This window comes from Aristophania sp. ESL1100, assembly GCF_058511235.1.
Genome location: NZ_CP196394.1, coordinates 1,629,143 through 1,649,615, shown reverse-complemented (window position 1 = coordinate 1,649,615; position 20,473 = coordinate 1,629,143). Strand labels below are relative to the sequence as shown.

Sequence of the window (20,473 nt, the reverse complement as noted above, 5' to 3'; positions counted from 1 at the left end):
TAGGATCAAAGCCATGTCGTTATCATCAGGGTCAGTGCAGGAATCTTTTTTGCGCTATCTCATTGAGCATGAAGAGGCGGTGACGGTTTTTCTGGTCAATGGTGTTAAATTACAGGGAATCGTCATGCTGTTTGATGAGCATACGATTTTGCTCAGACGTGAGGGCCATGTGCAGCTTGTTTATAAAACAGCTGTCAGCACGATCATGCCCATTGCGGCCCTGGCAAATTATATTGTCTCTATCGAAGATGAGACGAATGAGGTTACTGTTTGAGACAATCTGAAGAGACAGCGCGCCCGGCAACCCGGGCTGCTGTGATTTTGCCTTGGGAGAAAAACAAGGCATCTGAAGCATCCCGTGCCGCTGAATCCAGGTTGGAAGAGGCTGTGGGGCTGACGGCTTCAATCGGTCTTGAAATTATCTTTCAGACCATTTATCCGCTCCGTTCAGTTCGCCCGGCAACGTTACTGGGGGCAGGGCAGATTGAACAATTGGCGGATATTGTTCATGAACAGAAGATTGACGTTGTTGTGGTGGATGGGAAACTCTCCCCCGGGCAACAGCGCAATCTTGAAAAAGCGCTGAACTGCAAGGTTGTCGACCGGACCGGCCTGATCCTTGATATTTTCGGAGCGCGTGCCGCGACGCGTGAAGGGGTCTTGCAGGTAGAGCTTGCCCATCTTGAATATCAACGTTCAAGACTGGTGCGTCTCTGGACCCACCTTGAACGCCAGCGCGGAGGCTTTGGCTTCCTTGGTGGTCCTGGCGAAACCCAGATTGAGGCTGACCGGCGTATGATTGGGGAACGGATCGTCAAGCTTCGCAAAGAGCTCGACCAGGTCCGCCGTACGCGTGGGTTGCACAGGCAGGCCCGCAAGCGTGTTCCGTTCCCTATTGTGGCGTTGGTTGGCTATACAAATGCGGGGAAATCAACGCTTTTCAACAGGCTCACCGGTGCTGACGTGCATGCACAGGACCAGCTTTTTGCCACGCTTGACCCGACGATGAGAGCTTTGAAGCTTCCTTCAGGGCGGCAGGTTATTCTGTCTGATACAGTAGGGTTTATCAGTGAATTGCCGACTGAGCTGGTGGCAGCTTTCCGGGCCACGCTCGAAGAGGTGGCTGAGGCTGACATTATCCTTCATGTGCGTGATGGCGCTCACCCGGACAGTCAGGCGCAACGTGAAGATGTCATGGCGGTTCTGGGAGATATGGCTAAAGACGGGATGATTGATGATGCCTGGCCGGAGCGGACCATTGAAGTCATAAACAAGGCTGATTTATGGGCATCGTCGCCCCATCATAACAGGCCTTTATCCAAAAGCTCTGTAGCACTCTCAGCTCTGACAGGCGAAGGCCTGCCTGATTTACTTGAGGCTCTTGACCAGACCATTTCACAATCCATGATTGGATTTGATGTTGAGCTTCCCGTTGAAGAAGGGGCGGCCCTGGCATGGCTTTATCAGCATGGTGAAGTGGTGGAACGCTCTGATGAGGAAGATGTGGTGAAGCTGCATGTCCGTTTATCTCCGGTTCATCAGGAGCGTTTTAATAGGCAGTTTCCAGAGTTTCGTCTTTAAAGAGATTTCCTTTTCGGAAAGTAATCTGTGAAAAAGGCTCCTTTTATGGAGCCTTTTTTTATGGGCAAACACGTTCCTTCAGTTTTTTAGAACAGCGTGGTCCGATTGATCTGTAATGATGCTGTGCCGGGCCTCATTCAGGCCGATGACGGTAACATCCTTGCCGTGCTTGTGTAATTTCTCAATGATTTTTTCCAGTTCCTCAACGGAGGTAATATCCCAGAAATGAGCATGGGTCAGGTCAATATTGACGGTTTTTGCCGGAAGGCCGAAGTCAATGGCATCACTGAGAAGACTGGCTGAGGCAAAAAAGACCTGCCCTGTTACATGATAGGTGACCGTAGAGTCCCTTTCTTCGCGCGTTATATGAATAAGGCGCGATGTATGCCAGGCAAAAAATACGCCAGACAGTAGAACACCGACCACAACACCGGCGGCAAGATCATGGGTCAGAACCACGATAATGACCGTTACAATCATAATCAGGCTGGAAAGTTTCGGGTGACGGGTGAGGTCTTTCAAACTGCCCCATGAAAATGTGCTGATGGACACCATGACCATAATGGCAACAAGAGCTGCCATGGGGACCTGCGCAACCCATTTATGGAGGGCAACCATCAGGAGTAGCAGAAAAGCACCGGCTGTGAAGGTGGAAAGACGCCCCCGGCCACCATAACGGAGATTACCGACAGTCTGACCAATCATACCACACCCGGCAATGCCTCCAAAAAGGCCAACCAGAATATTGGAAATTCCCAATCCCGTACATTCACGCTGTTTGGAACTGTGCGTGTCGGTCAGATCATCAACGACTGTGGCCGTCATCAGAGATTCGAGCAGCCCGACCGCAGCCATGGCGAGCGCATAGGGAAAAACGATTTCCAGCGTCTCAAGGGTCAGAGGAAGATGGGGCAGAACAAAATGTGGCAGGCCAGTCGGGAGCTCACCAAGGTCAGCCACTGTACGCACAGGCATGGGATGGAACATCGTAATGGCTGTGAGAACAATAATACAAACGAGGGGGGAGGGGATGATGTCTGTAATTTTGGGCAGCAGATAGATAATAGCCAGCCCAAGAAGGATTAACAGGTGCGTGTGCCAGCTTACGCCCAGCATCTGCGGTACCTGGGCAGAGAAAATCATGATCGCCAGGGAATTGACAAATCCGGTCCTGACTTCACTTGAAACAAAGCGCATGACGGCCTGAAGGCGGCATAACCCGAAGATTACCTGTAGAGCTCCGGCGAGAAGCGTTGCAAGGAGCATGTATTCGATTCCGTGCTGATGCACGAGCGGTGCGACAACCAGGGCGACAGACCCGGCTGCTCCCGAGATCATACCCGGCCTGCCTCCGAAGAGTGAGATTGAAACCGAGATCACAAAAGAGGCGAAAAGAGAAACCGCAGGCGAGACGCCAGCAATGTAGGAAAAAGCGATGACTTCGGGAATCAGGGCAAAAGTTCCCACCATTCCTGCCAGGATTTCACGGACCGGGCGCTGTGTCCATTGCTGGAGATATGCAGAAGCAGTCATAAAATTTTCGACCTCTCTTTTTTATTCTCTGGTAAAATTGCGCCATATTGCTGGCCCGGAGCGGCAATAATCCGGTGTTTTATAAGCGTTCCGATAGTGTGTGAAAACCCGATCGTCTCTTCATATCAGGAAGAAAAAAGGAAGATATTAAAAAATACTGCAAAAGGGGGCTGGACGGAACGATCAGGATTTTATAAATCTTCTTTCGCTGTGTGGCGGATGTAGCTCAGTTGGTAGAGCGCCGGTTTGTGGTACCGGTGGTCGCGGGTTCGAGCCCCGTCATTCGCCCCAGCAGATTTTCCCCTTTTAAAAATTTTAATATCGCTTCAGCGTGTGCTGATTGATGTGACGTGTAACGCGTCCAGAATAGCTTCCAGAGAGCCATTAAGGGGCAGGCGGCTCAACAGATCAGAGGACAGACTTCCGAGGCTGATATTGAGTGTCCGGTCATGTGGGTTCGTGACATAGTCAGCAAGAGGGGCAACCATCGGGCGTTTCTCGCTTAGCTTTGTAAGGTCACCAATGGTGATCTGGCGGAGATTCTCCTGCGGTAGAGTTGGTGACACCACTCTGGCCAATGCCAACCCGAAATCAACAAAATGGTCACCATGAATGGCGAGGCTTACGTTGCTGAACTCAAGGTTTTTGGCAAAATCATGCAAAATTTCTGAAGATTGATAAAAAGGATTTTCGTAAGGGAAACTATAATGGCTGGTGAGTGTGACCTCACCGATTTTCTCTAAGGAAAGATGTGCTGTGGCATCACTTTGCCAGAGTTGATCCTCGTGATGATTGATTAAAGTCGAGCGCAGGGTCCCTTCAGAACCATTTATAGGGAAGGGAAGCGTGATCTTGCGGGAGGGGCGGATGTGAAATCCTTTTAAAAAGATTTCCGTACGCTGGGCCGTATTTTCGTTCCGGCGTGCAAGATAAAGATAATCAAGAGCGGCGCTGTTTTTGTCTGACTGTTTATTAAATGCCAGTTTCATGCCGTTAATCGTGATTGTGCCGGTACTGCTCCAGGGAAGCTCAAGAGGCTTTTGCCAGAAATCACGTGTGATATTTGAATCGCCCTTAAAGGGGTGCTGTAATAAGCGGGTGACGCCTTCCTTGCCCTCTATGGAGGCAAAGCTGAGTGTCGCAGGAAGAGGCGCTGCATTTTTGGCATCTTCCGGGGCTAAAATGACACTGGCTAATGTTGTGCCAAATGAGCTGAGATTATCCTTGCTGATATTAATGCCAAGAGAAAGATTTCTCAGTGCTCCGTAAATTTTCTTACCCTGCCCATATCCTTCCAGAATCATGGAATCTGTCTGGGCGCCACGGATGGTCAGATGCTTGTAAGGTGTTTCAATCGGGGCCTGGAATTCAAGTTTGAGACCTTTGACATATGTCAGGGCAAAACGAAGGGACGTAAGATTTTCAGGGTTGAATGCCAGAAGGGTTGCCAGAGATTTCATACTGCCGGCAGTCACGTCTTCCTCAAGCTGGCCCGGAGCTGCGGGGATGATCAGATGTTTGAAAGTGGTTTTGCGAATATCGAGTCGTAATTTTGAAGTCGTGTAACCGAGATCTTTGAGGGTTAGACTTGAAAGTGTTAATTGCCCCCCTTGCAGAAAACGGGGATGACCCAAACGGATAAGACCTGCATGAAAGGTTTTGTGGCCATTTTTAAAAGTAACGTCTCTCATTGTGACCCCGTCCACCAGAAATGAAGGGGAGGCAGATCGGTACGTAAAAATGGTATGGGCGGGGAGAGCTGCCTGTAATTGTTCTACAGTACGTTGGAGCTTCAAGGTTGCATTGCGATAAATGCCAAGGCCTGCAATGACAATTACCAACACAACAAGACTGAAAGCAAACCAGAGTCTTTTCACAGTATGGACATCCCCGGGTGTTCATCCACTTACCGGCCCCGAGACAGGGAAGTGGGAAATGAAAAGTGACAGACCGCCTGACATTACCGAATTCCCCGTGTCATGAGCAAGCTTTTCCCCAGTTATATTATCGGAGGAAGAAAAAGCCCCAGCATGTGAGGTAATATAATACCATACACGTATATTTCCTTCTATACCGCCAAAAATAACGTGCCTTCTTTATAAAAAAGCTTGACCTTCCGGCGAGTTATCGCGATAAGACACACACTTGATTGTTCCTGTATGAAGACACTCAGCCACTGAGTTTTGTGCAGGGAAAGTTTTTCCTGGTGCGGCGATGAGCGCGGCACTGCTAGACCGGAAATGTCACGAATGAAAACCACACTTTCGCTGAAACCTGCGGAGGTTACAAGGAACTGGATTCTGATCGACGCCGAAGGGCTCGTTCTTGGTCGCCTTGCTACGATTATTGCCAATCGTCTCCGTGGTAAACACAAACCTCAGTACACACCACATGTCGATTGCGGTGATGCTGTTGTCGTTATCAATGCTGATAAAATTGCCCTGACGGGAAATAAAGTCGGCCAGAAGCTTTTCCATTATCACACAGGTTATCCTGGCGGGATCAAGGAACGCACAATCACACAGCGTCTGGAAGGGAAAAATCCCGGACAGGTTGTTGAGAAGGCAGTTGAGCGTATGATTACGCGTGGCCCTCTTCAGCGTGCCCAGATGAAGCACCTCTATGTCTATGCAGGCGCAAACCATCCTCATGATGGCCAGAATCCTGTCAAACTGGACGTGGCTTCCCTGAACCGCAAGAATACCCTGAACCGTAAGTCGTAAGGCCTGGATCATGTCAGAAACTCAAGAGCGTCCCGTCGCTGAACGTACCGGCACGTTGCAGGATCTTGCCAGCGTCGCCCCTGTTGTTACCAATGCTGCCCCTGTTTATGAAGCAAAGCGCGATGCCCAAGGGCGTTCCTATGCAACAGGTCGCCGTAAAGACGCCGTAGCTCGCGTATGGCTTAAACCTGGTAAGGGCGAGATTATCGTCAATGGGCGTGAAGTCACGACCTATTTCGCACGTCCTGTCCTGCGCATGCTGCTCGCACAGCCCTTCCTGGTAGCTGACCGCTATAACCAGTTCGATGTCTATTGCACTGTAAAAGGTGGTGGGCTTTCCGGTCAGGCTGGTGCCGTTCGTCATGGTATTTCACGTGCCCTGACTCATTATGAGCCAGAGCTGCGTACTATCCTGAAAGCTGCCGGCTTCCTGACACGTGACAGCCGTGTTGTTGAACGTAAGAAATACGGTAAAGCCAAAGCTCGCCGTTCCTTCCAGTTCTCCAAACGTTAAGCTTTTTCGTTTTTTACGAAATGCTGTTCAAGCCCTGTGGATTTATCTGCAGGGCTTTTACTTTGCAAAATAAAAGTAATAGTTATCTATAATATAAAGTAATTTTTGTAATATATTCCTGTTTTATAAATTAACAGATAAGTTTAAAAATAATTTATTTCATTAAACTCTATGAGTTTCATATAATGTAATTTTATTACATATATTTCTTTGTAATCGTATTATAATTACCATAAATCACCCTATAGCATTTTGTTTTTTATAAAAAAGCTGAAATTCTGGCTTTTTACGGTTGCCAAATCTCAAGAGAAGGTTTTTCATAACCGGGAAATAACGTCCTTGAATGGGCCGGGATTATTCAGATAGCGTGAAAGAATGGGCTGATCTTATGAAGAACTTTGTATTCGAGAAAACGTCTCACCCTACTCCTGCTGATCAACGCGAGTTATTGCTCCAGGATCCAAAATTCGGGCGTGTCTTCTCAGATCATATGGCCCTAATTCGCTATAGCGAGGATAAAGGGTGGTATGATCCCAAAATTATAGCGCGTCAGCCTCTTCCGCTTGATCCAGCCGCGACGGTTTTTCATTATGGGCAGGAAATATTTGAGGGGATGAAAGCCTATCGTGGGCGCGACGGGAACCCACTGCTCTTTCGCCCTCGGGCAAACGCTGCCCGTTTTGCAGCCTCGGCACGGCGCCTTGCCATGGCAGAGCTGCCGGAAGATCTGCTGATCGAATCAATAGAAGCTTTATTGAAGCTCGATCAGGAATGGATTCCGACAGGCGAGGGGCAAAGCCTCTATCTCCGCCCTTTCATGATATCGAATGAGGTTTTCCTTGGCGTAAAACCGTCCCATGAATATCTCTATGTCTTATTGGCTTCTCCGGCCGGGGCCTATTTTGGCAAGGGGTGTGTCAATGTATGGGTGACAGATCGTTATACGCGTGCAGCTCCCGGCGGCACGGGAGAAGCCAAATGCGGCGGTAATTATGCTTCCAGCCTTGTAGCGCAGGAAGAAGCCAGTGCGCAGCATTGTGACCAGGTCCTTTTCCTTGATGCGGTTGAAAAACGCTATGTTGAGGAAATGGGAGGCATGAACATCATGTTTGTCCGCCGTGACGGAAGCGTTGTGACACCCCCACTCAATGGCTCGATCCTCAGAGGTGTAACGCGCGATAGCCTGCTTACACTGGGGCGTCATATGGGAATCAACATGGTGGAAGAAGTTCTTGCCATTGATGATGTGTTCGATGCTATTGTAAAAGGTGAAATTACAGAGGCTTTTGCATGCGGGACGGCCGCCGTGGTTTCACCGATCGGTTCTTTGAAGAGAGCGTCAGGCGACGTGAAACTTGGTGATGGCAGCACACCAGGGACGGTGACCATGTCGTTGAAAAAGGCTCTGACAGCCATTCAACGCGATGAAGCAGAAGATCCTTTTGGGTGGCGTTACCGGGTGGCATTATAGGTGATGTGCCCCATCAGAAAGGGAGGTTATGGCGCAAGCTGTCCTAATTCGTAATAAAGTATCCGGCATAATGCGTGAGGGTTATGTCGGTTTCAGCTGGACATTCTTTTTCTTCGGTCCACTGGTCCCTCTCTTCAGAGGGGAAATTGATATGGCTGTTCTTCATGCGATATTGTCATTTCTGACATGTGGAATCTGGCAGTTTTTTTATGCCTTTTTTTATAATCGTCACTATATGACGCGTATGCTCTCACGAGAGGGTTATGAGCTGGCAGACACGCCGGAACGCAATCAATATGCGGCATGGAAATTAAATATCGTACCCTGAGAGAAGGGAGCGTCAGTCTGACGGGGGTGGAAGAGCGATGTCCAATCGTTCTTTCAGCCGGAGAAGAAGGGCCTTATCGCGGGGAATGGATGGGTTTGCGAGTTCGCGTTTCATGGCGAGCAGGATGTCTGTTGTTGCCGTTTCGACCGCCTTGCGCCACCATGAAAGGGCTTCCTCATATTTCCCCTGGGCAATGAGCGCCGTTGCGTAATTATGTTGCCCGCGATAATCGCCTCCCTCGGCAGAGCGCCGGTACCATTCAAGAGCTGATAAAGGGTCGCGGGGTGTTTCCCATCCTTCTTCCATAAACCGGGCCATGAGATTCATGGATTTGGCGTGCCCTCTTAAGGCCGCTTTCCGGAACAGGGTATAAGCCTGGGCGCGGTCCGGCTTAATTCCCAACCCTCGTAAGGTCATAATCGCCAGATTATAGCATCCCCATAAATCCCCTGCTTCAGAGGCTTTTTCGTAATAATGTACGGCATCCGTCAGGTTGAGGGGACATCCCCAGCCAAAATGAGAACAACGTCCCAGCATATTATAGGCAGGACCGTAATGTGATTGTGAGGCAATCAAAAACCACTCACGCGCCTGAACGGGATCCGGGGTGAGATAAATACTGTTCAGGAGGGCTTTTCCCCAGAGGACTTGTTCCAGAACATGGCCATTGGCTGCTTTATCATAAATTTCAGTCAATTCGGGTGGGAGAGTCCGGGAGGGAACGGTTTTCCTGATCTGAAATTTCTGTAAAAAAGTGGGGACCATTGCCTTTTGATTTTCCAGGGAGGTGCGCCGGTTCGGGAAGGAGACATCGCTTTTATGGCTCACGCTCAAAATAATCAGTAATATAGCGAAGCCAGATCAGGAGAAGACGAAAAAAGCAGCCTTCGACCGAGATCCTGTTTTTATGGTTTTAAAAAGAAATTACGTGGTGCGCACTGCGGGACTTGAACCCGCACGCTCTTACGAACCCGAGATTTTAAGTCTCGTGCGTCTACCATTCCGCCAAGCGCGCGACCATGCGCGCCTTATAGCCTATTTGTGTATGACAGGGAAGACAGGAAAGGCGTTTTTCATTCTTTCCTAAATAATGCTGAGTAAAGAACTGCCATTTGTTTTTAACCAGTGTTCAGCATCAATGCGACCTTGGTGATGACGTGGACAATAGGAGTCCACCAATTTCCAGAAATTTATTCCATGATGAAAATGGCGCAGATGAGCCAGTTCGTGAACGATAACGTAATCACGAATGGCAGGAGGAGTGAATAATAACCGCCAATTAAGCATCAGGCGCCCTTTTTGTGTGCAGCTTCCCCAACGGCTTTTTGTGTCACGAAAGGCTAATTGAGTGGGGAAGAGAGCCATTCTGTGGCTGTAATCTGTCACAACCGGCGTTATTGTTCTGAGAGCATAGTGTCTCAAAAAGTCTTTCAAACGCCGTTCAAGGTGTTCTTCCTTCCCGCTTATGTGAATGCCCTGCTGATCAAGCCAGACACCACGTTTGGCATCAGCTTCACGCAGCAGGGCAGTCGGTCGCCCTTCCAGAGGGATAGACCCTGTTTCAATGGCTCTTGCCGGCAAGGCAGAAAGGGCTTTGCTGACCCATAGGGTTTGACTGTGGAAAAAAGACAATCCCTCTTTTTGAGTCATTCCCGGGGGCAGTGTGATGATAACGGCGCGTTGTCTGGGATCAATCCGTAAGGATAAACGTCTGGCACGTGGATTGTGCTTCCAGATCAGAGGTGGCAATAACATGAAAATTCAGGCTTCATGGGGACTTGTTTTTTATGATTGCCAGGGTTCTGGCCATTCTCCGGGCCACTCGGCAAAATAGTCTTCAAGAACCGCCACAGATCGTTCATTTACAAAGCGATGTCGGACGGAAGCACCAGAAAGATGCACGGTTTCTGTCGTGCCGGAGACAAGGGGATGCCAGTCAGGAAGGTCATGGCCATCGCGTAATAAACGATAGGCACAGCTTGGGGGTAACCAGTCAAGTTGTGCCAGAAGAGCAGGCGTTAATGTGACACAATCCCGGACACGACGGTGGCGGTTTTCATAATCCTTGCAACGACATGTCTCAGAATCGAGCAGGCGACACCCTACATTCGTCCACAGGATTTCGTCCGTTTCATCTTCACGAAATTTGTGCAGGCAGCATCGTCCGCACCCATCGCACAAGGATTCCCATTGCGCTTTTGTCATGTCTTTAAGGGCAGTAATTTTCCAAAAAGGAGGTTTTTCAGTCATATATGCCCGTTATCAATCGTAAAATTATAGGCTTCTAATGCTAATTGGCCTTGAGATCCACCTTACCAGTTTCGAGCCATTTATTGAAAGCCGGTTCAAGAACAGGGGCGTGAGCCGTCCAGAAGTCATCATCAATGACCAGACTTGCGTCAGTGATATCAGGGGTTTCGTAGGAAAGATGAGGGGCTGCTTCATCGAGTATTTTTGTAACATGGTCGTGTTGGGTGGCCGGAAGGGAAGCTGGAATACCCCAGAAGCGTTTTGAATATATGGAATAGGAAAAATTCGGGGTAAAAGCGGGGTCAACTTCTATGGAAGGTGAAGACGTCAGCGCACTTAAAGGAGCAATTCCGATAATGACGCTTTTAGTGCGCATAAGTTCCTGGAACTCAGCGGGTGTATGATACCAGGAAATAAAAGGGCGAATTCTGTTAAGCAGCTTGAAAGCAAGTCTCTGCCCATCTGGTGTTGAGAGAGTGCTATAAACTTCCGATGGAGGGACCTGATTGGCCAATAAGGCAAATTCAAGAGTGCCTCGCGCCCGTTGTGGGAGCCCCCTCTTTCCTGGGTGGCGGACAACATCCCACATGGAAGCCCAGTCCGGTGGCGATGAAAAACGTTTCTTATGCCAGATCAAGGCGCTGTGAAGGTAGCCTGCCGGTTTGCCACAATGCTTATTATAAAAAGCGCTAAGCCATCCCTGTGTACAACCGAGCTCGGTTTCTTCCTCACTTAACATTATGGCGTCCCATTGGGGAGGACGGCGTTGGCTGCCTTCGGAAGCGGTCCCGGAACATCCGTCCCAGATAACGAGTTGTTCGGTAAAATTTCCGGGAACAACGAGCCAATTGTCATTTAATAACGTTTCAGCAACGGCAAAGCGCAAAAAAGGGGCCGAAGAATCCGTTTGTGAGGCTGTTGAAGCGCGCGTTTTGGCAGCAGCATCATCAAAAGAGCATAAAGCCCCAATCAGACAGGAAAGGGGAAGAAGGAAATTCCTGAGCAAAAGGTGCGTAATGTAAAAAGACGGAAATAGAGGGCACATGATTGGCTGTTCTCTGGTTGGATATACATAAAATCCGAGAAAATACGCATAGTTAGTATATCTTTCCTTAATATTAACATAATTTTAGAGAACGTAAAATTTTTCTTTTCATCCATATAAATGGATATGAGTCTATTCGTTATTATGTATGTCATCATAAGGATTAGTATTTTTTTAAATATAGTCTGCCAGACTTGCATTATCGCCTGATGAACAGGCGAGAGACCTTCCTTGGAAAGGAGAGAGTGACATGGCGGAACAATTAAAGGAACAATTAGGAAAAGCCTCGGACAAAGCGCGGGATTTTCTGAAAAATCAGGATGGCATTTCAGCTGATCAGGTCAGGAAAGGCTTTGATGAGTCTCTGAAAAAAACAGAAGGTAAGCTTGAGGAAGTCATGCCTGACCAGATAACCGGCTTAAAAAAACACGTCCGGGCACAACCTCTGGGGGCGGTTTTATTCTCACTTGTGATTGGGTTTGTCCTGGGGCGTATTTCCAAATAGAACGCAAAGAGGAGGGCACAGCAGGACAGGGCTTTAACCTTTGCGCTTATGATATTTTGCGGCTATAGACGTTGGGATAAAGCGTTCTCGAAAGAAGAGGTCAAGGACTATGAGCAGCCCTATTGATTTAGGCCAGGAAATTCTGTCCGCTCAGGGACGGATTCTGACTCATTCCGTCAAACGTCATGGTCTGAGGGCATTATTTGCCATTATGGCTTTGGTGTTCCTGTTTTTTACAGCAATTTCCTTTCATGGTGTTTTGTGGGTGCTTTTCGCAAAACTCTGTCATATGGGGCTTTTTTATGGAGCGCTTTGCGTTACAGCTGTTGATGTCCTGCTGACGCTTTTCTTTGTAATGCTTGCGATGCGTAGCCGTTACCCCTCTCATGCCGAAGAACGGGAAAAAATGGAGCGCGATCGTAAACTTCAGGAGCTTAAGCGGGCTGTTGAGGTAACCGCTTTGGCCAAGGTGGCACTTGGTCCAATTGGTCGTTTTGCGGGTGGGCATTTATGGCGTGTTGCCACTTCCCCCTTCCGGCGCAAGAAAAAGAAGTAACGTTCCCGGTTTATCGTTTTTACCTCTTTCCATTGTGGAGGGAGGTTTTTTTATGTCAGGGATTCTTCACCGGACGGAAGAACGATGGTCTCCAGGTTCCTGAGGGAAAAAGATGTGCTTTTTAGGTCAGTTGATTGCAAAAATTTATTAAATTTTCTTCTTCTGGCCCTTCATGGGTGTTCGAATTAAGAATTATTCTATAACACAGAGGCGATATATTTGATTTACGTTCGCAGAGCGTAATTGATAGCTGTCAAGGCGTCATGGGAGAGGACATCGTGGTCAATCGTGCGCGGAAGCAGGGGTTAACCTTGGTTTGCGGGGTAGAATGAACGTAGGATGTTGGCGGAAGTAAATCTTTTCGGTGTCTATGTAGCGCCTATTGCCGTTTACGCTGTCGCAGCGACGGTAGTGACACTTATATTTCGTTTTATTTTATGGCGTGTTGGAGCGCTTGGTTGGTTTTGGCATGCAGCGCTTTTTGAAATTGCCTTCTTTGTCTGCGTTTTGTGTCTTATGGTCATTTATGTCTAACAGGTATAACGCATGATCTGGGTTCGTCGCCTTGTTCGCCCTCTTCTGACATTATTAGTCGTCGCTCTTGCGGCGGGATTGGGCTACGTCGTTTGGGATCTCTACGTGCTGGACCCATGGACTCGTGATGGCAGGGTCAGGGTGTATGTGGTTGCCACTGCGCCTGAAGTTTCAGGCACGGTTGTTTCAGTTCCTGTAAAAGATAACCAGCTGGTTCATAAAGGTGACCCTCTTTTCAGGATTGATCCGCTACGTTTCCAGATCAAGATCGATGAGGCACGCGCGCGTCTGTCCGGTGCGGAAGAGGATTACCGCCTGAGTCTCTCCAATGCCCGCCGCCGTCATGGGTTGAGCGGCGTTGTGTCGCGTGAAGAGCAGGATGACTTCAACTCCGATGTGACGAGCAAAAGGGCCCTGCTTGATGAGGCCAAAGCCGCATTGGATACAGCACTTCTGAATCTTCAGCGTTCGACATTATATGCCTCTGTGGATGGCTATGTGACGAACCTTAATTTGCGAGTTGGCGATTACGTGAAAGCCGGTCAGCCATATCTTGCGGTTATTGATGCCAATAGTTACTGGCTGTACGGCTATTTTGAAGAGACCAAGATGCATGGTGTGCATGTTGGAGAGGAAGCGCGCATTAAATTGATGGGGTACCGCAAGATTTTGAAAGGTCATGTGGTCAGCATCGGGCGTGGTATTAATGACCAGAACGGGAGCTGGGATAAGCTGGGGCTGCCCACTGTTAATCCAATCTTTACCTGGGTGCGTCTTGCTCAGCGTATCCCGGTGCGAATTGCCTTTGATGATATCCCGCCAAATGTGATTTTATCAGCAGGAATGACCGCAACAGTCGCTGTTGGTAAACAGAAAAATGGCGCCAAGGGCCTCCTGACAACATGGTTGCAGAATCATCTGTAAAATGAAGAAATTTGCCCTCCCTTCTTTTCTGGGTCTTTGTTTTTTGTCAGGCTGTGCCGTCGGACCTGACTACAAGCCGGATCATTTTCCGTTGCCCAAAAATTTTGCAGGCCAGCCACATCCCACCACAAAAGAGGAAGAAGCCCAGACAGAGCGTCTTCTGAAAGACTGGTGGGGACGTTTTAACGACCCTGTCCTGAATGATTTGGTAGAGAGAGCCATTAAAGGCAATTATGATCTTCAGGTATCGTCACAGCATATCCTTGCCGAACAGGCTTTAAGGCGCCAGGCTGAATCTGACTGGTATCCACAGCTTGATGCCAATGCAGGGGGCGGAGATAACCGCTACTCCATTAATATTGATAACTGGATCACACGTCCGGGGAGCCACTTGAATCATCCCCATGCTTCTGTTCTGACCTATGGGGCTAGGGCAAATTGGGAACTGGACGTTTTTGGTCGAATTTCACGCACGGTAGAAGCCCGAAAGCGTATCGTTGATGAAACAATAGAAGAACGGAAAGGCGTTCTTGTTTCGTTGTTAAGTCAGCTGGTGAGCGATTATATCACGCTTAGAACCGTGCAGGAGCGGCTGACTGTTACCGAGAATGCCATCAAGGTTGCTCATGATGGGACAATTTTGGTGCAACGGCTCTATGATAATGGGGTTGGAAATACGCTGACGATTGCCCAGTCAAAGTCAGAGGAACATACCGAGCGTGCCCGTCTTCCAGATCTTCTGGCTCAGCAGCAGCGTCTTATTCATGCGATTGCGGTGTTGATGGGAGAAATGCCTGGCACTTTGGAACCTCAATTACAGAAGCGCCAGAAACTTCCTGTAATGCCGGTGTTCCCCAAGGCTATCCCTTCCATGGTTGTGGCAAATCGCCCCGATATTCGTGAGGCAGAGCGTCATTATGCTGAAAATACGGCCCGTATAGGGATTGCGGTTGCCCAGCTTTATCCTAATTTTAATATTCCATTGGACTTTAATCCGAATTCCTCAGCGCTCTCTCATGCTTTCCAGGTAAATGCGATGAGCTGGAGCATTCTGATGATGGCCTCTGTTCCTGTACTTCATGGCGGTAAATATAGCGCCCAGATTATGCAGGCTCGAGCAGAAGCAGAAGGCAGCCGTCTGCAATATCGTCAGACAGTGCTTAATGGTTTGCGTGAGGTAGAGGATGCCATTGTTAACTGGCAGCAGGATAATCAGCTTGTAAAAGAGCGGAAGGAAGCCGCTGAACAGGCAAATCTGGCACGTGACCGGGCCAGGCAGCTTTTTACTGCTGGGCTGACAGGCTATATCAATGTTCTGAACTCGCAGCAGACAGCTCTTAAAGCGCAGGATGATGCCGTTCTGGCCCATGGTAAGCGTCTTGATGATGCCGTTACGCTGTACGTTTCCATGGGGGCAGGGTGGCAAGGCCAGGAGCTGACCGATACACGCCTGCCTGTTGAGAAAAAAGATCAGAGCATTCTTTTACGGGCGTTCTCCCGTTAAGATCTGCAAGCCTCTATGATTCAGGATAGAGGCTGGAGAAACGGAGACTCATGGCGCGTTTTTCACCATTCTCATCAAGAACACTGGTTGTGACTGCCGGGTCAAGGCGCATGTCATCATAGCCGGCAAGGTGAATAATGCCTGCCGGCGCATGGGGATAAACATGCTCACAGATTTTTCCGGTTTTACTGTTGAAATACCAGGGCCCCATATAATTGCAGCCTGGTGGCAGAAATTCGACAGGAAGTGAATCAATATGCCCGCAGAGAGAAAGAGATAACTGATCTGAACAGAAAATCTTGCCGTGTTTTAAAACGATTTTCTGCCAGTCCCTGAGTCTCTGCCAATGCGGGGCTGTGCGGGAGAGGGCAAAAATGCCGCCATTCAAGGTTGGGCGTACGCCAATCTTGTGGCGGATGGAACGGGGCAGGCGGGCAATTGTTGAATTTTTATAGAGAATAGAGCGGATTTGGGCGAGATCAAAAGGCAGCCATCTGAGCCGGAAAGGTTTATGGAGAAAAAGTTCAGGAATGGTTGCCAGTGAGGGGGTTTTTGTCTCGGCGGCTCCAAATAAAAGCTCCAGCGCAGAGGATTCCTGCACCCACGTATCCGCATCCAGCCAGAGAATGGTCTCATAATCAGGAAAAAATGTATCGAGCCAGAGTTTTGAAAGACCTATCGTCAGACTTGGTCTTTTTTTGAGATGTCTGGCTGGTAAATCAGAAGGGATATAAGGAGATTGTACCGGAATGGCTGATTGCGTCAGTTTCTGAATCTGTTCTTGGGTTAATCCACCATCAATGCAGGCAATATCGAGTTTTTCAGTTTCGGGGAATCGCCGGATAGAAGCAATGAGCTCTTCAAGTAAAGGGAAATAACGACTGTCACATCCAGTGACAATGAGACGTTTTTTGCCAGAAGAAGGGTTAAAAGGAGGGTAAGGTGAGGCAGACATCATAACATTAACCCTTAAGTACGGCTTATATTAATATACTATAGTTGAAAAGATCAGGTAGAATAGAAGACGGTTCAGTGAGACTGGTTGTGTAGAATAAAAGGGCCAGAGCGTCAAAAAAGGTGTTTTTTCAAGTTTTTCAGGGAAATATATGCTCTGAGGAAAATGCGGTGGTAAAGTCGGATATTCACCCGGGTTCTGGTTCATCACAGGCCTCTTGAACTTCATTTTAGTGATGTACATTTCATGAAGAAAGGGAAAAAATATGAGCGAGAAACTTCCCATAGCCGATTTTTTGAGACCCAGATTAAAAAACCTTATTCATGAAGGGGTACAATCCGGTTTTACCTATGGACAGATTATTGCCGTTCTGATTGACCTCCTGGATGATACTGATTTGAAGGAATCTGATTAATAATGACTGACCCATATGCCACGTTAGGGGTAGCCAAAACAGCGGACGATAAGGAAATTCGCAGCGCTTATCGTCGTTTGGCCAAGCAATATCATCCTGACCATAACCCCGATAATGCCAAGGCCGAAGAGAAATTCAAGGCGATCAGTAAAGCTTATGAAATATTGGGAGATAAAGAAAAGAGAGCCCGTTTCGACAGAGGGGAGATCGATGCTGACGGTCAGGAGCGTGGTCCATTCGGCGGTTACGGCGGAAATGGTTACGGCGCCGGTGCCGGGGGTTTTGGTGGGCAGCATGGCTTTCAGAATAATGAGGATCTGGGAGACTTTTTCTCCAATATGTTCGGCGGGGGCGGGTTCCGTGCCTCTCAGAGAAGCCGGCGCGGAGAGGATCTTCATGGCGATCTGACGGTCTCTTTTGAGCAGGCGGCTATTGGTGACAAGCGGGAAATTGATTTAGGGACAGGGCAGCAGATTGCCGTGACCATTCCGCCTGGCGTTGAAGATGGCGTGACATTGCGTGTGAAGGGGAAAGGGATGCCCGGGCAGGCCGGCCCTTCAGGGCAGGTAGGCCCCGCAGGGGATGTTCTGCTCAAGATTCACGTCACCCCTGACTCTTATTATACGCGTGAGGGGCGGAATCTCCGCGTCACGCAGGATGTGGACCTGAAAACGGTTCTCCTGGGTGGGAAAATTCGCGTTCGCACGCCCAAGGGCACCGTAGCCGTGTCAGTCGCACCTCATTCTGATACCGGGACAGTCCTGAGATTAAAAGGGCGTGGGATTGCGGCTCATGGGCGTTCTGCCGAAGGGGATCTGCTTGTCACATTGCGTGTCAAACTTGGCAAACTTGACCCGGACCTCGAAAAGCTTATTGAGGATTATTACCGGAAAAAAGACGCTAGCTGACGCAGGATAATGCAATAATGATGATCAAGTTTCTAATGCCGATTACCACCTTGCGTGACTGGTTTCACAGAAGGGAGATTATTGGCCTCATTATTGCCATCGCCCTTGTTGCGGTGCTTATTGGTCTGGGCTTTTTGGGAGTCAGCCGCGTTCACGGCTTCCATCTTGCCGGGGGCTAGAGCTAAAAAGAAGACTGTTTTTTTCCGATAAAGGTTCTTTATGTCTTCTGCTTTGCCTTCACTATCCAGACCTTCTTCGCAGAGAAACAAGGCGTTTCTGGTCGTTCTGGCCATAGAAATCTGGGAACGCTTTGGATATTACGGCATGCAGGCCGTCCTCACTGTGTTTATGGTGCAGGCGCTGCATATGCAGGATGCGGATGTTAATCTGCTGCTCGGAGCCTTTGCTGTTCTGGCCTATAGCCTGCCGATTATTGGCGGTTTTGTAGGCGACCAATATCTTGGTACGCGCCCGACACTGATTATGGGAGCCGTTGGCTTAACGGTTGGCTATGGGCTTCTGGCTGTATCACTGCAACAAAAAAGCCTGTTTCTCCCGGCGCTGGCTTTGATTGCCTTGTCCAATGGGCTGTTTAAGCCAAATGCCGGGGCACTTGTCCGCTGTATCTATGCAGAAGATGAAACAGCGCTGGATGCCGCATTCACCCTTTATTACATGTCGATCAATGTCGGGTCGGTGATCTCCATGCTTCTATTGCCCTGGGTGCAGATGAAGTGGGGGCCCTCCATGGCCTTTAGCGGGTGCGTGCTGGGGTTGTTATTGGGGCTGTGTGTTTATGCCTGGCGTTCTTCATGGTTAGCGCCTTTTGCTCCGCTGCCTGATTTCAAACGAAATAAGAACCTGTTTTTCTGGCTTGTTTTCGTTGTGCTTATGCTCATTTTGTGGGGTGCTTCAATAGAGATGCTTTCCAAACCGGCGATCGCCCGCTCCGGCGTGATCGGAGCAGGGGTCATTCTGGCAGGGGTCTGGGGGCTTTTATGGGTCAAAGCCATGCCACAAGAGAGGCCGGGTCTGTTTCTGACCTGTCTTTTGGGCCTGCAGACTGTGGCCTATCAGATCTTTTTCCAGCAGATGCAGACATCTCTGACACTTTTTGCCCTTCGGGCCGTGTCGGGGCAATTTATGATCGGACCTGTTAAACTCTTTACGCTGACAGCCGGGCAGTTTTACGCTCTTAATCCTTTCTGGATCATGGTTTTTGGGCCTCTTCTGGCAGCCCTTTATCGTCATTGGGCTAAAAATGGTCGGGATGTTGCGCTTTTTTATAAGATTCTTGTCGGGTATGGCTTTGTCGGGCTCGGTTTTCTGGCATGGTGGCTTTCTGCCAGAATGGCGACAGGGCTCGTCTCTCCCTGGGTCATGGTTTTAGGCTACGGCCTTGTTTCGTTTGGTGAGATTCTGACCGTTGGGTTAGGGCTTTCAATTATCGCGAAATATGCCCCTGCACGGATGAATGCGGTGTTGATGGGGGCTCTTTATATGTTGTGGGGGATCGGCATGTATGTCGGCAGTCTTGTAGCTAATGGTGCGGCCATACCCACCACAGTAAGACAGCCAATCATGGCACCTCTATACGCACCCCTTTTTGAACATCTCTTTTGGGGAGCCATGATTTTATGCGTTATTCTGGCTTTATTGCTCCCATTAGTGAAAAGACTGGATGCGTTGCATCATAAAAACCTTCAGATGAAGCACTAATTCTCAAAAAGAGCCGTGCTTCATCTGAGCTTCTTTCCCTACCAGGCCTGATTCGTCGGGCCGACGGTGAATTCGCTGATATTTGTATCGGCAGGTGCGTCCACGGCCAGTGCGACGACCTGGGCGACACTTTCAGGTGAAATGGCATGCTGGTCATAGAGTTTCTGCATGGATTCAGCTGACCTGGCATCTGTAATGCTATGAAGTAATTCCGTTTTAATTGCCGCGGGATAAATCGTTGCGGTACGGATATTGGTTCCTTCCATTGCGGATTCCATACGTAGAATTTCCATGAAATCGCGCACAAACCACTTCGTGCCACCATAGATCGCACACCCCGGATAGGGTTTGAGACCCGCGACAGATGATGTGGCAATAACCTGCCCGGATTTCTGCTTGACAAAGAGGGGCATAACGGCAGCAACGCCATTCACGAACCCCTTGATATTGACATCAATCGTCTGGTGCCATTCCTCTGTTTTTAACGCAGAGACGGGAGAGGTTGGCATGATTCCGGCATTGAGGAAAATGGCGTCCAGCCGTCCGAACGTATCAAGCGCAAGTTTGACGATGGCCTCATTATCCTCGGGCTTTGTAACATCCAGCACTGAATAGAGTGCCGTGCCGCCATTGACGTTGATGTCATAGACAATCTGTTTCAGTCGGTTTTCACGGCGGGCACCGAGAATGACTTTGGCCCCCTGTTGTGCCAGAAGGCGGGCTGTCGCTTCACCAATTCCTGATGAGGCCCCTGTGATGATAATGACTTTTCCCTCGATCATAGCGATGATCCCTTATGAAGATGTTTCAGTTCCTCTGAAAATATCCCTGGGAACTGTGAGGAATAACACGATAAAACAGGAATTATCGTAAGACCAGTGTGGATAAAGTGCATACAACCCTGAAATAAATTCAAGATTGTTTCAGGGTTGTATTTTAAAAATAGTTATTTCGATATCGAATCATATTGCGCAAACAACGCTATCAGGTACATATTGTTTCATTATC

At 48.9% G+C, this 20,473-nt stretch carries 23 protein-coding genes and 2 tRNA genes; 16 read left to right on the top strand and 9 right to left on the bottom strand.

Annotated elements, in window-relative coordinates; translation table 11 throughout:
- The first annotated feature begins 13 nt into the window (after positions 1-13).
- A complete protein-coding gene (gene hfq / locus ACSYSY_RS07660; protein WP_491706979.1) occupies positions 14-274 on the top strand; it encodes an RNA chaperone Hfq in 261 nt (86 codons plus the stop codon).
- Positions 271-1,581 (top strand): GTPase HflX, encoded by a 1,311-nt coding sequence (hflX, locus tag ACSYSY_RS07655; RefSeq protein ID WP_491706978.1) that lies wholly within the window; start codon positions 271-273, stop codon positions 1,579-1,581. The genes hfq and hflX overlap by 4 nt, the downstream gene beginning before the upstream one ends.
- Positions 1,582-1,659: 78 nt before the next feature.
- Here the strand turns inward: hflX and ACSYSY_RS07650 are convergent, their stop codons facing one another.
- A complete protein-coding gene (locus ACSYSY_RS07650; protein ID WP_491706977.1) occupies positions 1,660-3,114 on the bottom strand; it encodes a SulP family inorganic anion transporter in 1,455 nt (484 codons plus the stop codon).
- Positions 3,115-3,329: 215 nt separating this feature from the next.
- Between ACSYSY_RS07650 and ACSYSY_RS07645 the strand changes: the two genes are divergently transcribed.
- A tRNA-His gene (locus tag ACSYSY_RS07645) sits at positions 3,330-3,405 on the top strand.
- Between the two features lie 35 nt (positions 3,406-3,440).
- On the opposite strand, the gene ACSYSY_RS07640 is transcribed toward ACSYSY_RS07645, so the two are convergent.
- The gene (locus ACSYSY_RS07640; protein WP_491706976.1) at positions 3,441-4,991 is read right to left on the bottom strand and encodes a hypothetical protein; all 1,551 of its coding nucleotides are present in this window, start codon (positions 4,989-4,991) and stop codon (positions 3,441-3,443) included.
- A 372-nt stretch (positions 4,992-5,363) separates the two neighbouring features.
- On the opposite strand from ACSYSY_RS07640, the gene rplM reads away from it, so the two are divergent.
- From rplM to ACSYSY_RS07620, 4 genes are all read left to right on the top strand, one after another.
- The gene (gene rplM, locus ACSYSY_RS07635; RefSeq protein ID WP_491706975.1) at positions 5,364-5,837 is read left to right on the top strand and encodes a 50S ribosomal protein L13; all 474 of its coding nucleotides are present in this window, start codon (positions 5,364-5,366) and stop codon (positions 5,835-5,837) included.
- 10 nt (positions 5,838-5,847) lie between these two features.
- Entirely contained in the window at positions 5,848-6,351 is a 504-nt protein-coding gene (rpsI, locus tag ACSYSY_RS07630) for a 30S ribosomal protein S9 (protein WP_491706974.1), read from the top strand.
- A gap of 388 nt (positions 6,352-6,739) precedes the next feature.
- Entirely contained in the window at positions 6,740-7,822 is a 1,083-nt protein-coding gene (locus ACSYSY_RS07625; protein WP_491706973.1) for a branched-chain amino acid aminotransferase, read from the top strand.
- Between the two features lie 28 nt (positions 7,823-7,850).
- Positions 7,851-8,150, top strand: coding sequence for a hypothetical protein (locus ACSYSY_RS07620; protein ID WP_491706972.1), 300 nt, complete (start codon positions 7,851-7,853; stop codon positions 8,148-8,150).
- Positions 8,151-8,162: 12 nt separating this feature from the next.
- Here the strand turns inward: ACSYSY_RS07620 and ACSYSY_RS07615 are convergent, their stop codons facing one another.
- The 5 genes from ACSYSY_RS07615 to ACSYSY_RS07595 form a co-directional block, all read right to left on the bottom strand.
- A complete protein-coding gene (locus ACSYSY_RS07615; RefSeq protein ID WP_491706971.1) occupies positions 8,163-8,915 on the bottom strand; it encodes a tetratricopeptide repeat protein in 753 nt (250 codons plus the stop codon).
- A gap of 164 nt (positions 8,916-9,079) precedes the next feature.
- A tRNA-Leu gene (locus ACSYSY_RS07610) sits at positions 9,080-9,165 on the bottom strand.
- 68 nt (positions 9,166-9,233) lie between these two features.
- Positions 9,234-9,905 carry a M48 family metallopeptidase gene (locus ACSYSY_RS07605; RefSeq protein WP_491706970.1) on the bottom strand — a complete coding sequence of 224 codons (672 nt, stop codon included), beginning with the start codon at positions 9,903-9,905 and terminating at the stop codon, positions 9,234-9,236.
- Between the two features lie 30 nt (positions 9,906-9,935).
- A complete protein-coding gene (locus ACSYSY_RS07600) occupies positions 9,936-10,400 on the bottom strand; it encodes a YcgN family cysteine cluster protein (RefSeq protein WP_491706969.1) in 465 nt (154 codons plus the stop codon).
- A 40-nt stretch (positions 10,401-10,440) separates the two neighbouring features.
- Entirely contained in the window at positions 10,441-11,445 is a 1,005-nt protein-coding gene (locus ACSYSY_RS07595) for an extracellular solute-binding protein (protein WP_491706968.1), read from the bottom strand.
- Between the two features lie 250 nt (positions 11,446-11,695).
- Here ACSYSY_RS07595 and ACSYSY_RS07590 point away from each other — a divergent pair, with 250 nt between their 5' ends.
- From ACSYSY_RS07590 to ACSYSY_RS07570, 5 genes are all read left to right on the top strand, one after another.
- On the top strand, positions 11,696-11,950 hold the full coding sequence (locus ACSYSY_RS07590) for a hypothetical protein (RefSeq protein WP_491706967.1): 255 nt from the start codon (positions 11,696-11,698) through the stop codon (positions 11,948-11,950).
- A gap of 109 nt (positions 11,951-12,059) precedes the next feature.
- Complete coding sequence (locus ACSYSY_RS07585; RefSeq protein ID WP_491706966.1) at positions 12,060-12,506, top strand: hypothetical protein; 447 nt, start codon at positions 12,060-12,062, stop codon at positions 12,504-12,506.
- 339 nt (positions 12,507-12,845) lie between these two features.
- The gene (locus ACSYSY_RS07580) at positions 12,846-13,040 is read left to right on the top strand and encodes a DUF1656 domain-containing protein (RefSeq protein ID WP_491706965.1); all 195 of its coding nucleotides are present in this window, start codon (positions 12,846-12,848) and stop codon (positions 13,038-13,040) included.
- 12 nt (positions 13,041-13,052) lie between these two features.
- Positions 13,053-13,964, top strand: a complete 912-nt coding sequence (locus ACSYSY_RS07575) for an HlyD family secretion protein (RefSeq protein ID WP_491706964.1) — start codon at positions 13,053-13,055, stop codon at positions 13,962-13,964.
- A 1-nt stretch (position 13,965) separates the two neighbouring features.
- On the top strand, positions 13,966-15,468 hold the full coding sequence (locus tag ACSYSY_RS07570; RefSeq protein ID WP_491706963.1) for an efflux transporter outer membrane subunit: 1,503 nt from the start codon (positions 13,966-13,968) through the stop codon (positions 15,466-15,468).
- A 13-nt stretch (positions 15,469-15,481) separates the two neighbouring features.
- Here ACSYSY_RS07570 and ACSYSY_RS07565 read toward each other — a convergent pair whose 3' ends face one another.
- Positions 15,482-16,426, bottom strand: a complete 945-nt coding sequence (locus tag ACSYSY_RS07565) for a glycosyltransferase (protein WP_491706962.1) — start codon at positions 16,424-16,426, stop codon at positions 15,482-15,484.
- A gap of 262 nt (positions 16,427-16,688) precedes the next feature.
- Here ACSYSY_RS07565 and ACSYSY_RS07560 point away from each other — a divergent pair, with 262 nt between their 5' ends.
- Genes ACSYSY_RS07560 through ACSYSY_RS07545 form a run of 4 tightly spaced genes read left to right on the top strand, consistent with a single transcriptional unit; the run spans position 16,689 to position 19,465 of the window.
- Positions 16,689-16,838, top strand: coding sequence for a hypothetical protein (locus ACSYSY_RS07560; protein ID WP_491706961.1), 150 nt, complete (start codon positions 16,689-16,691; stop codon positions 16,836-16,838).
- Positions 16,839-16,840: 2 nt separating this feature from the next.
- Entirely contained in the window at positions 16,841-17,746 is a 906-nt protein-coding gene (locus ACSYSY_RS07555) for a DnaJ C-terminal domain-containing protein (protein WP_491706960.1), read from the top strand.
- 17 nt (positions 17,747-17,763) lie between these two features.
- On the top strand, positions 17,764-17,925 hold the full coding sequence (locus tag ACSYSY_RS07550) for a hypothetical protein (protein WP_491706959.1): 162 nt from the start codon (positions 17,764-17,766) through the stop codon (positions 17,923-17,925).
- A gap of 40 nt (positions 17,926-17,965) precedes the next feature.
- A complete protein-coding gene (locus ACSYSY_RS07545) occupies positions 17,966-19,465 on the top strand; it encodes a peptide MFS transporter (protein ID WP_491706958.1) in 1,500 nt (499 codons plus the stop codon).
- A 38-nt stretch (positions 19,466-19,503) separates the two neighbouring features.
- Here ACSYSY_RS07545 and ACSYSY_RS07540 read toward each other — a convergent pair whose 3' ends face one another.
- Complete coding sequence (locus ACSYSY_RS07540) at positions 19,504-20,247, bottom strand: SDR family oxidoreductase (RefSeq protein ID WP_491706957.1); 744 nt, start codon at positions 20,245-20,247, stop codon at positions 19,504-19,506.
- Between the last annotated feature and the right edge of the window lie 226 nt (positions 20,248-20,473).

Coding starts and splice junctions, on each gene's coding strand:
- hfq (WP_491706979.1), top strand. CDS start 14: ATGTCGTTATCATCAGGGTCAGTGCAGGAATCTTTTTTGCGCTATCTC.
- ACSYSY_RS07650 (WP_491706977.1), bottom strand. CDS start 3,114: ATGACTGCTTCTGCATATCTCCAGCAATGGACACAGCGCCCGGTCCGT.
- rplM (WP_491706975.1), top strand. CDS start 5,364: ATGAAAACCACACTTTCGCTGAAACCTGCGGAGGTTACAAGGAACTGG.
- rpsI (WP_491706974.1), top strand. CDS start 5,848: ATGTCAGAAACTCAAGAGCGTCCCGTCGCTGAACGTACCGGCACGTTG.
- ACSYSY_RS07625 (WP_491706973.1), top strand. CDS start 6,740: ATGAAGAACTTTGTATTCGAGAAAACGTCTCACCCTACTCCTGCTGAT.
- ACSYSY_RS07620 (WP_491706972.1), top strand. CDS start 7,851: ATGGCGCAAGCTGTCCTAATTCGTAATAAAGTATCCGGCATAATGCGT.
- ACSYSY_RS07615 (WP_491706971.1), bottom strand. CDS start 8,915: ATGGTCCCCACTTTTTTACAGAAATTTCAGATCAGGAAAACCGTTCCC.
- ACSYSY_RS07605 (WP_491706970.1), bottom strand. CDS start 9,905: ATGTTATTGCCACCTCTGATCTGGAAGCACAATCCACGTGCCAGACGT.
- ACSYSY_RS07600 (WP_491706969.1), bottom strand. CDS start 10,400: ATGACTGAAAAACCTCCTTTTTGGAAAATTACTGCCCTTAAAGACATG.
- ACSYSY_RS07595 (WP_491706968.1), bottom strand. CDS start 11,445: ATGTGCCCTCTATTTCCGTCTTTTTACATTACGCACCTTTTGCTCAGG.
- ACSYSY_RS07590 (WP_491706967.1), top strand. CDS start 11,696: ATGGCGGAACAATTAAAGGAACAATTAGGAAAAGCCTCGGACAAAGCG.
- ACSYSY_RS07585 (WP_491706966.1), top strand. CDS start 12,060: ATGAGCAGCCCTATTGATTTAGGCCAGGAAATTCTGTCCGCTCAGGGA.
- ACSYSY_RS07580 (WP_491706965.1), top strand. CDS start 12,846: ATGTTGGCGGAAGTAAATCTTTTCGGTGTCTATGTAGCGCCTATTGCC.
- ACSYSY_RS07575 (WP_491706964.1), top strand. CDS start 13,053: ATGATCTGGGTTCGTCGCCTTGTTCGCCCTCTTCTGACATTATTAGTC.
- ACSYSY_RS07570 (WP_491706963.1), top strand. CDS start 13,966: ATGAAGAAATTTGCCCTCCCTTCTTTTCTGGGTCTTTGTTTTTTGTCA.
- ACSYSY_RS07565 (WP_491706962.1), bottom strand. CDS start 16,426: ATGATGTCTGCCTCACCTTACCCTCCTTTTAACCCTTCTTCTGGCAAA.
- ACSYSY_RS07560 (WP_491706961.1), top strand. CDS start 16,689: ATGAGCGAGAAACTTCCCATAGCCGATTTTTTGAGACCCAGATTAAAA.
- ACSYSY_RS07555 (WP_491706960.1), top strand. CDS start 16,841: ATGACTGACCCATATGCCACGTTAGGGGTAGCCAAAACAGCGGACGAT.
- ACSYSY_RS07550 (WP_491706959.1), top strand. CDS start 17,764: ATGATGATCAAGTTTCTAATGCCGATTACCACCTTGCGTGACTGGTTT.
- ACSYSY_RS07545 (WP_491706958.1), top strand. CDS start 17,966: ATGTCTTCTGCTTTGCCTTCACTATCCAGACCTTCTTCGCAGAGAAAC.
- ACSYSY_RS07540 (WP_491706957.1), bottom strand. CDS start 20,247: ATGATCGAGGGAAAAGTCATTATCATCACAGGGGCCTCATCAGGAATT.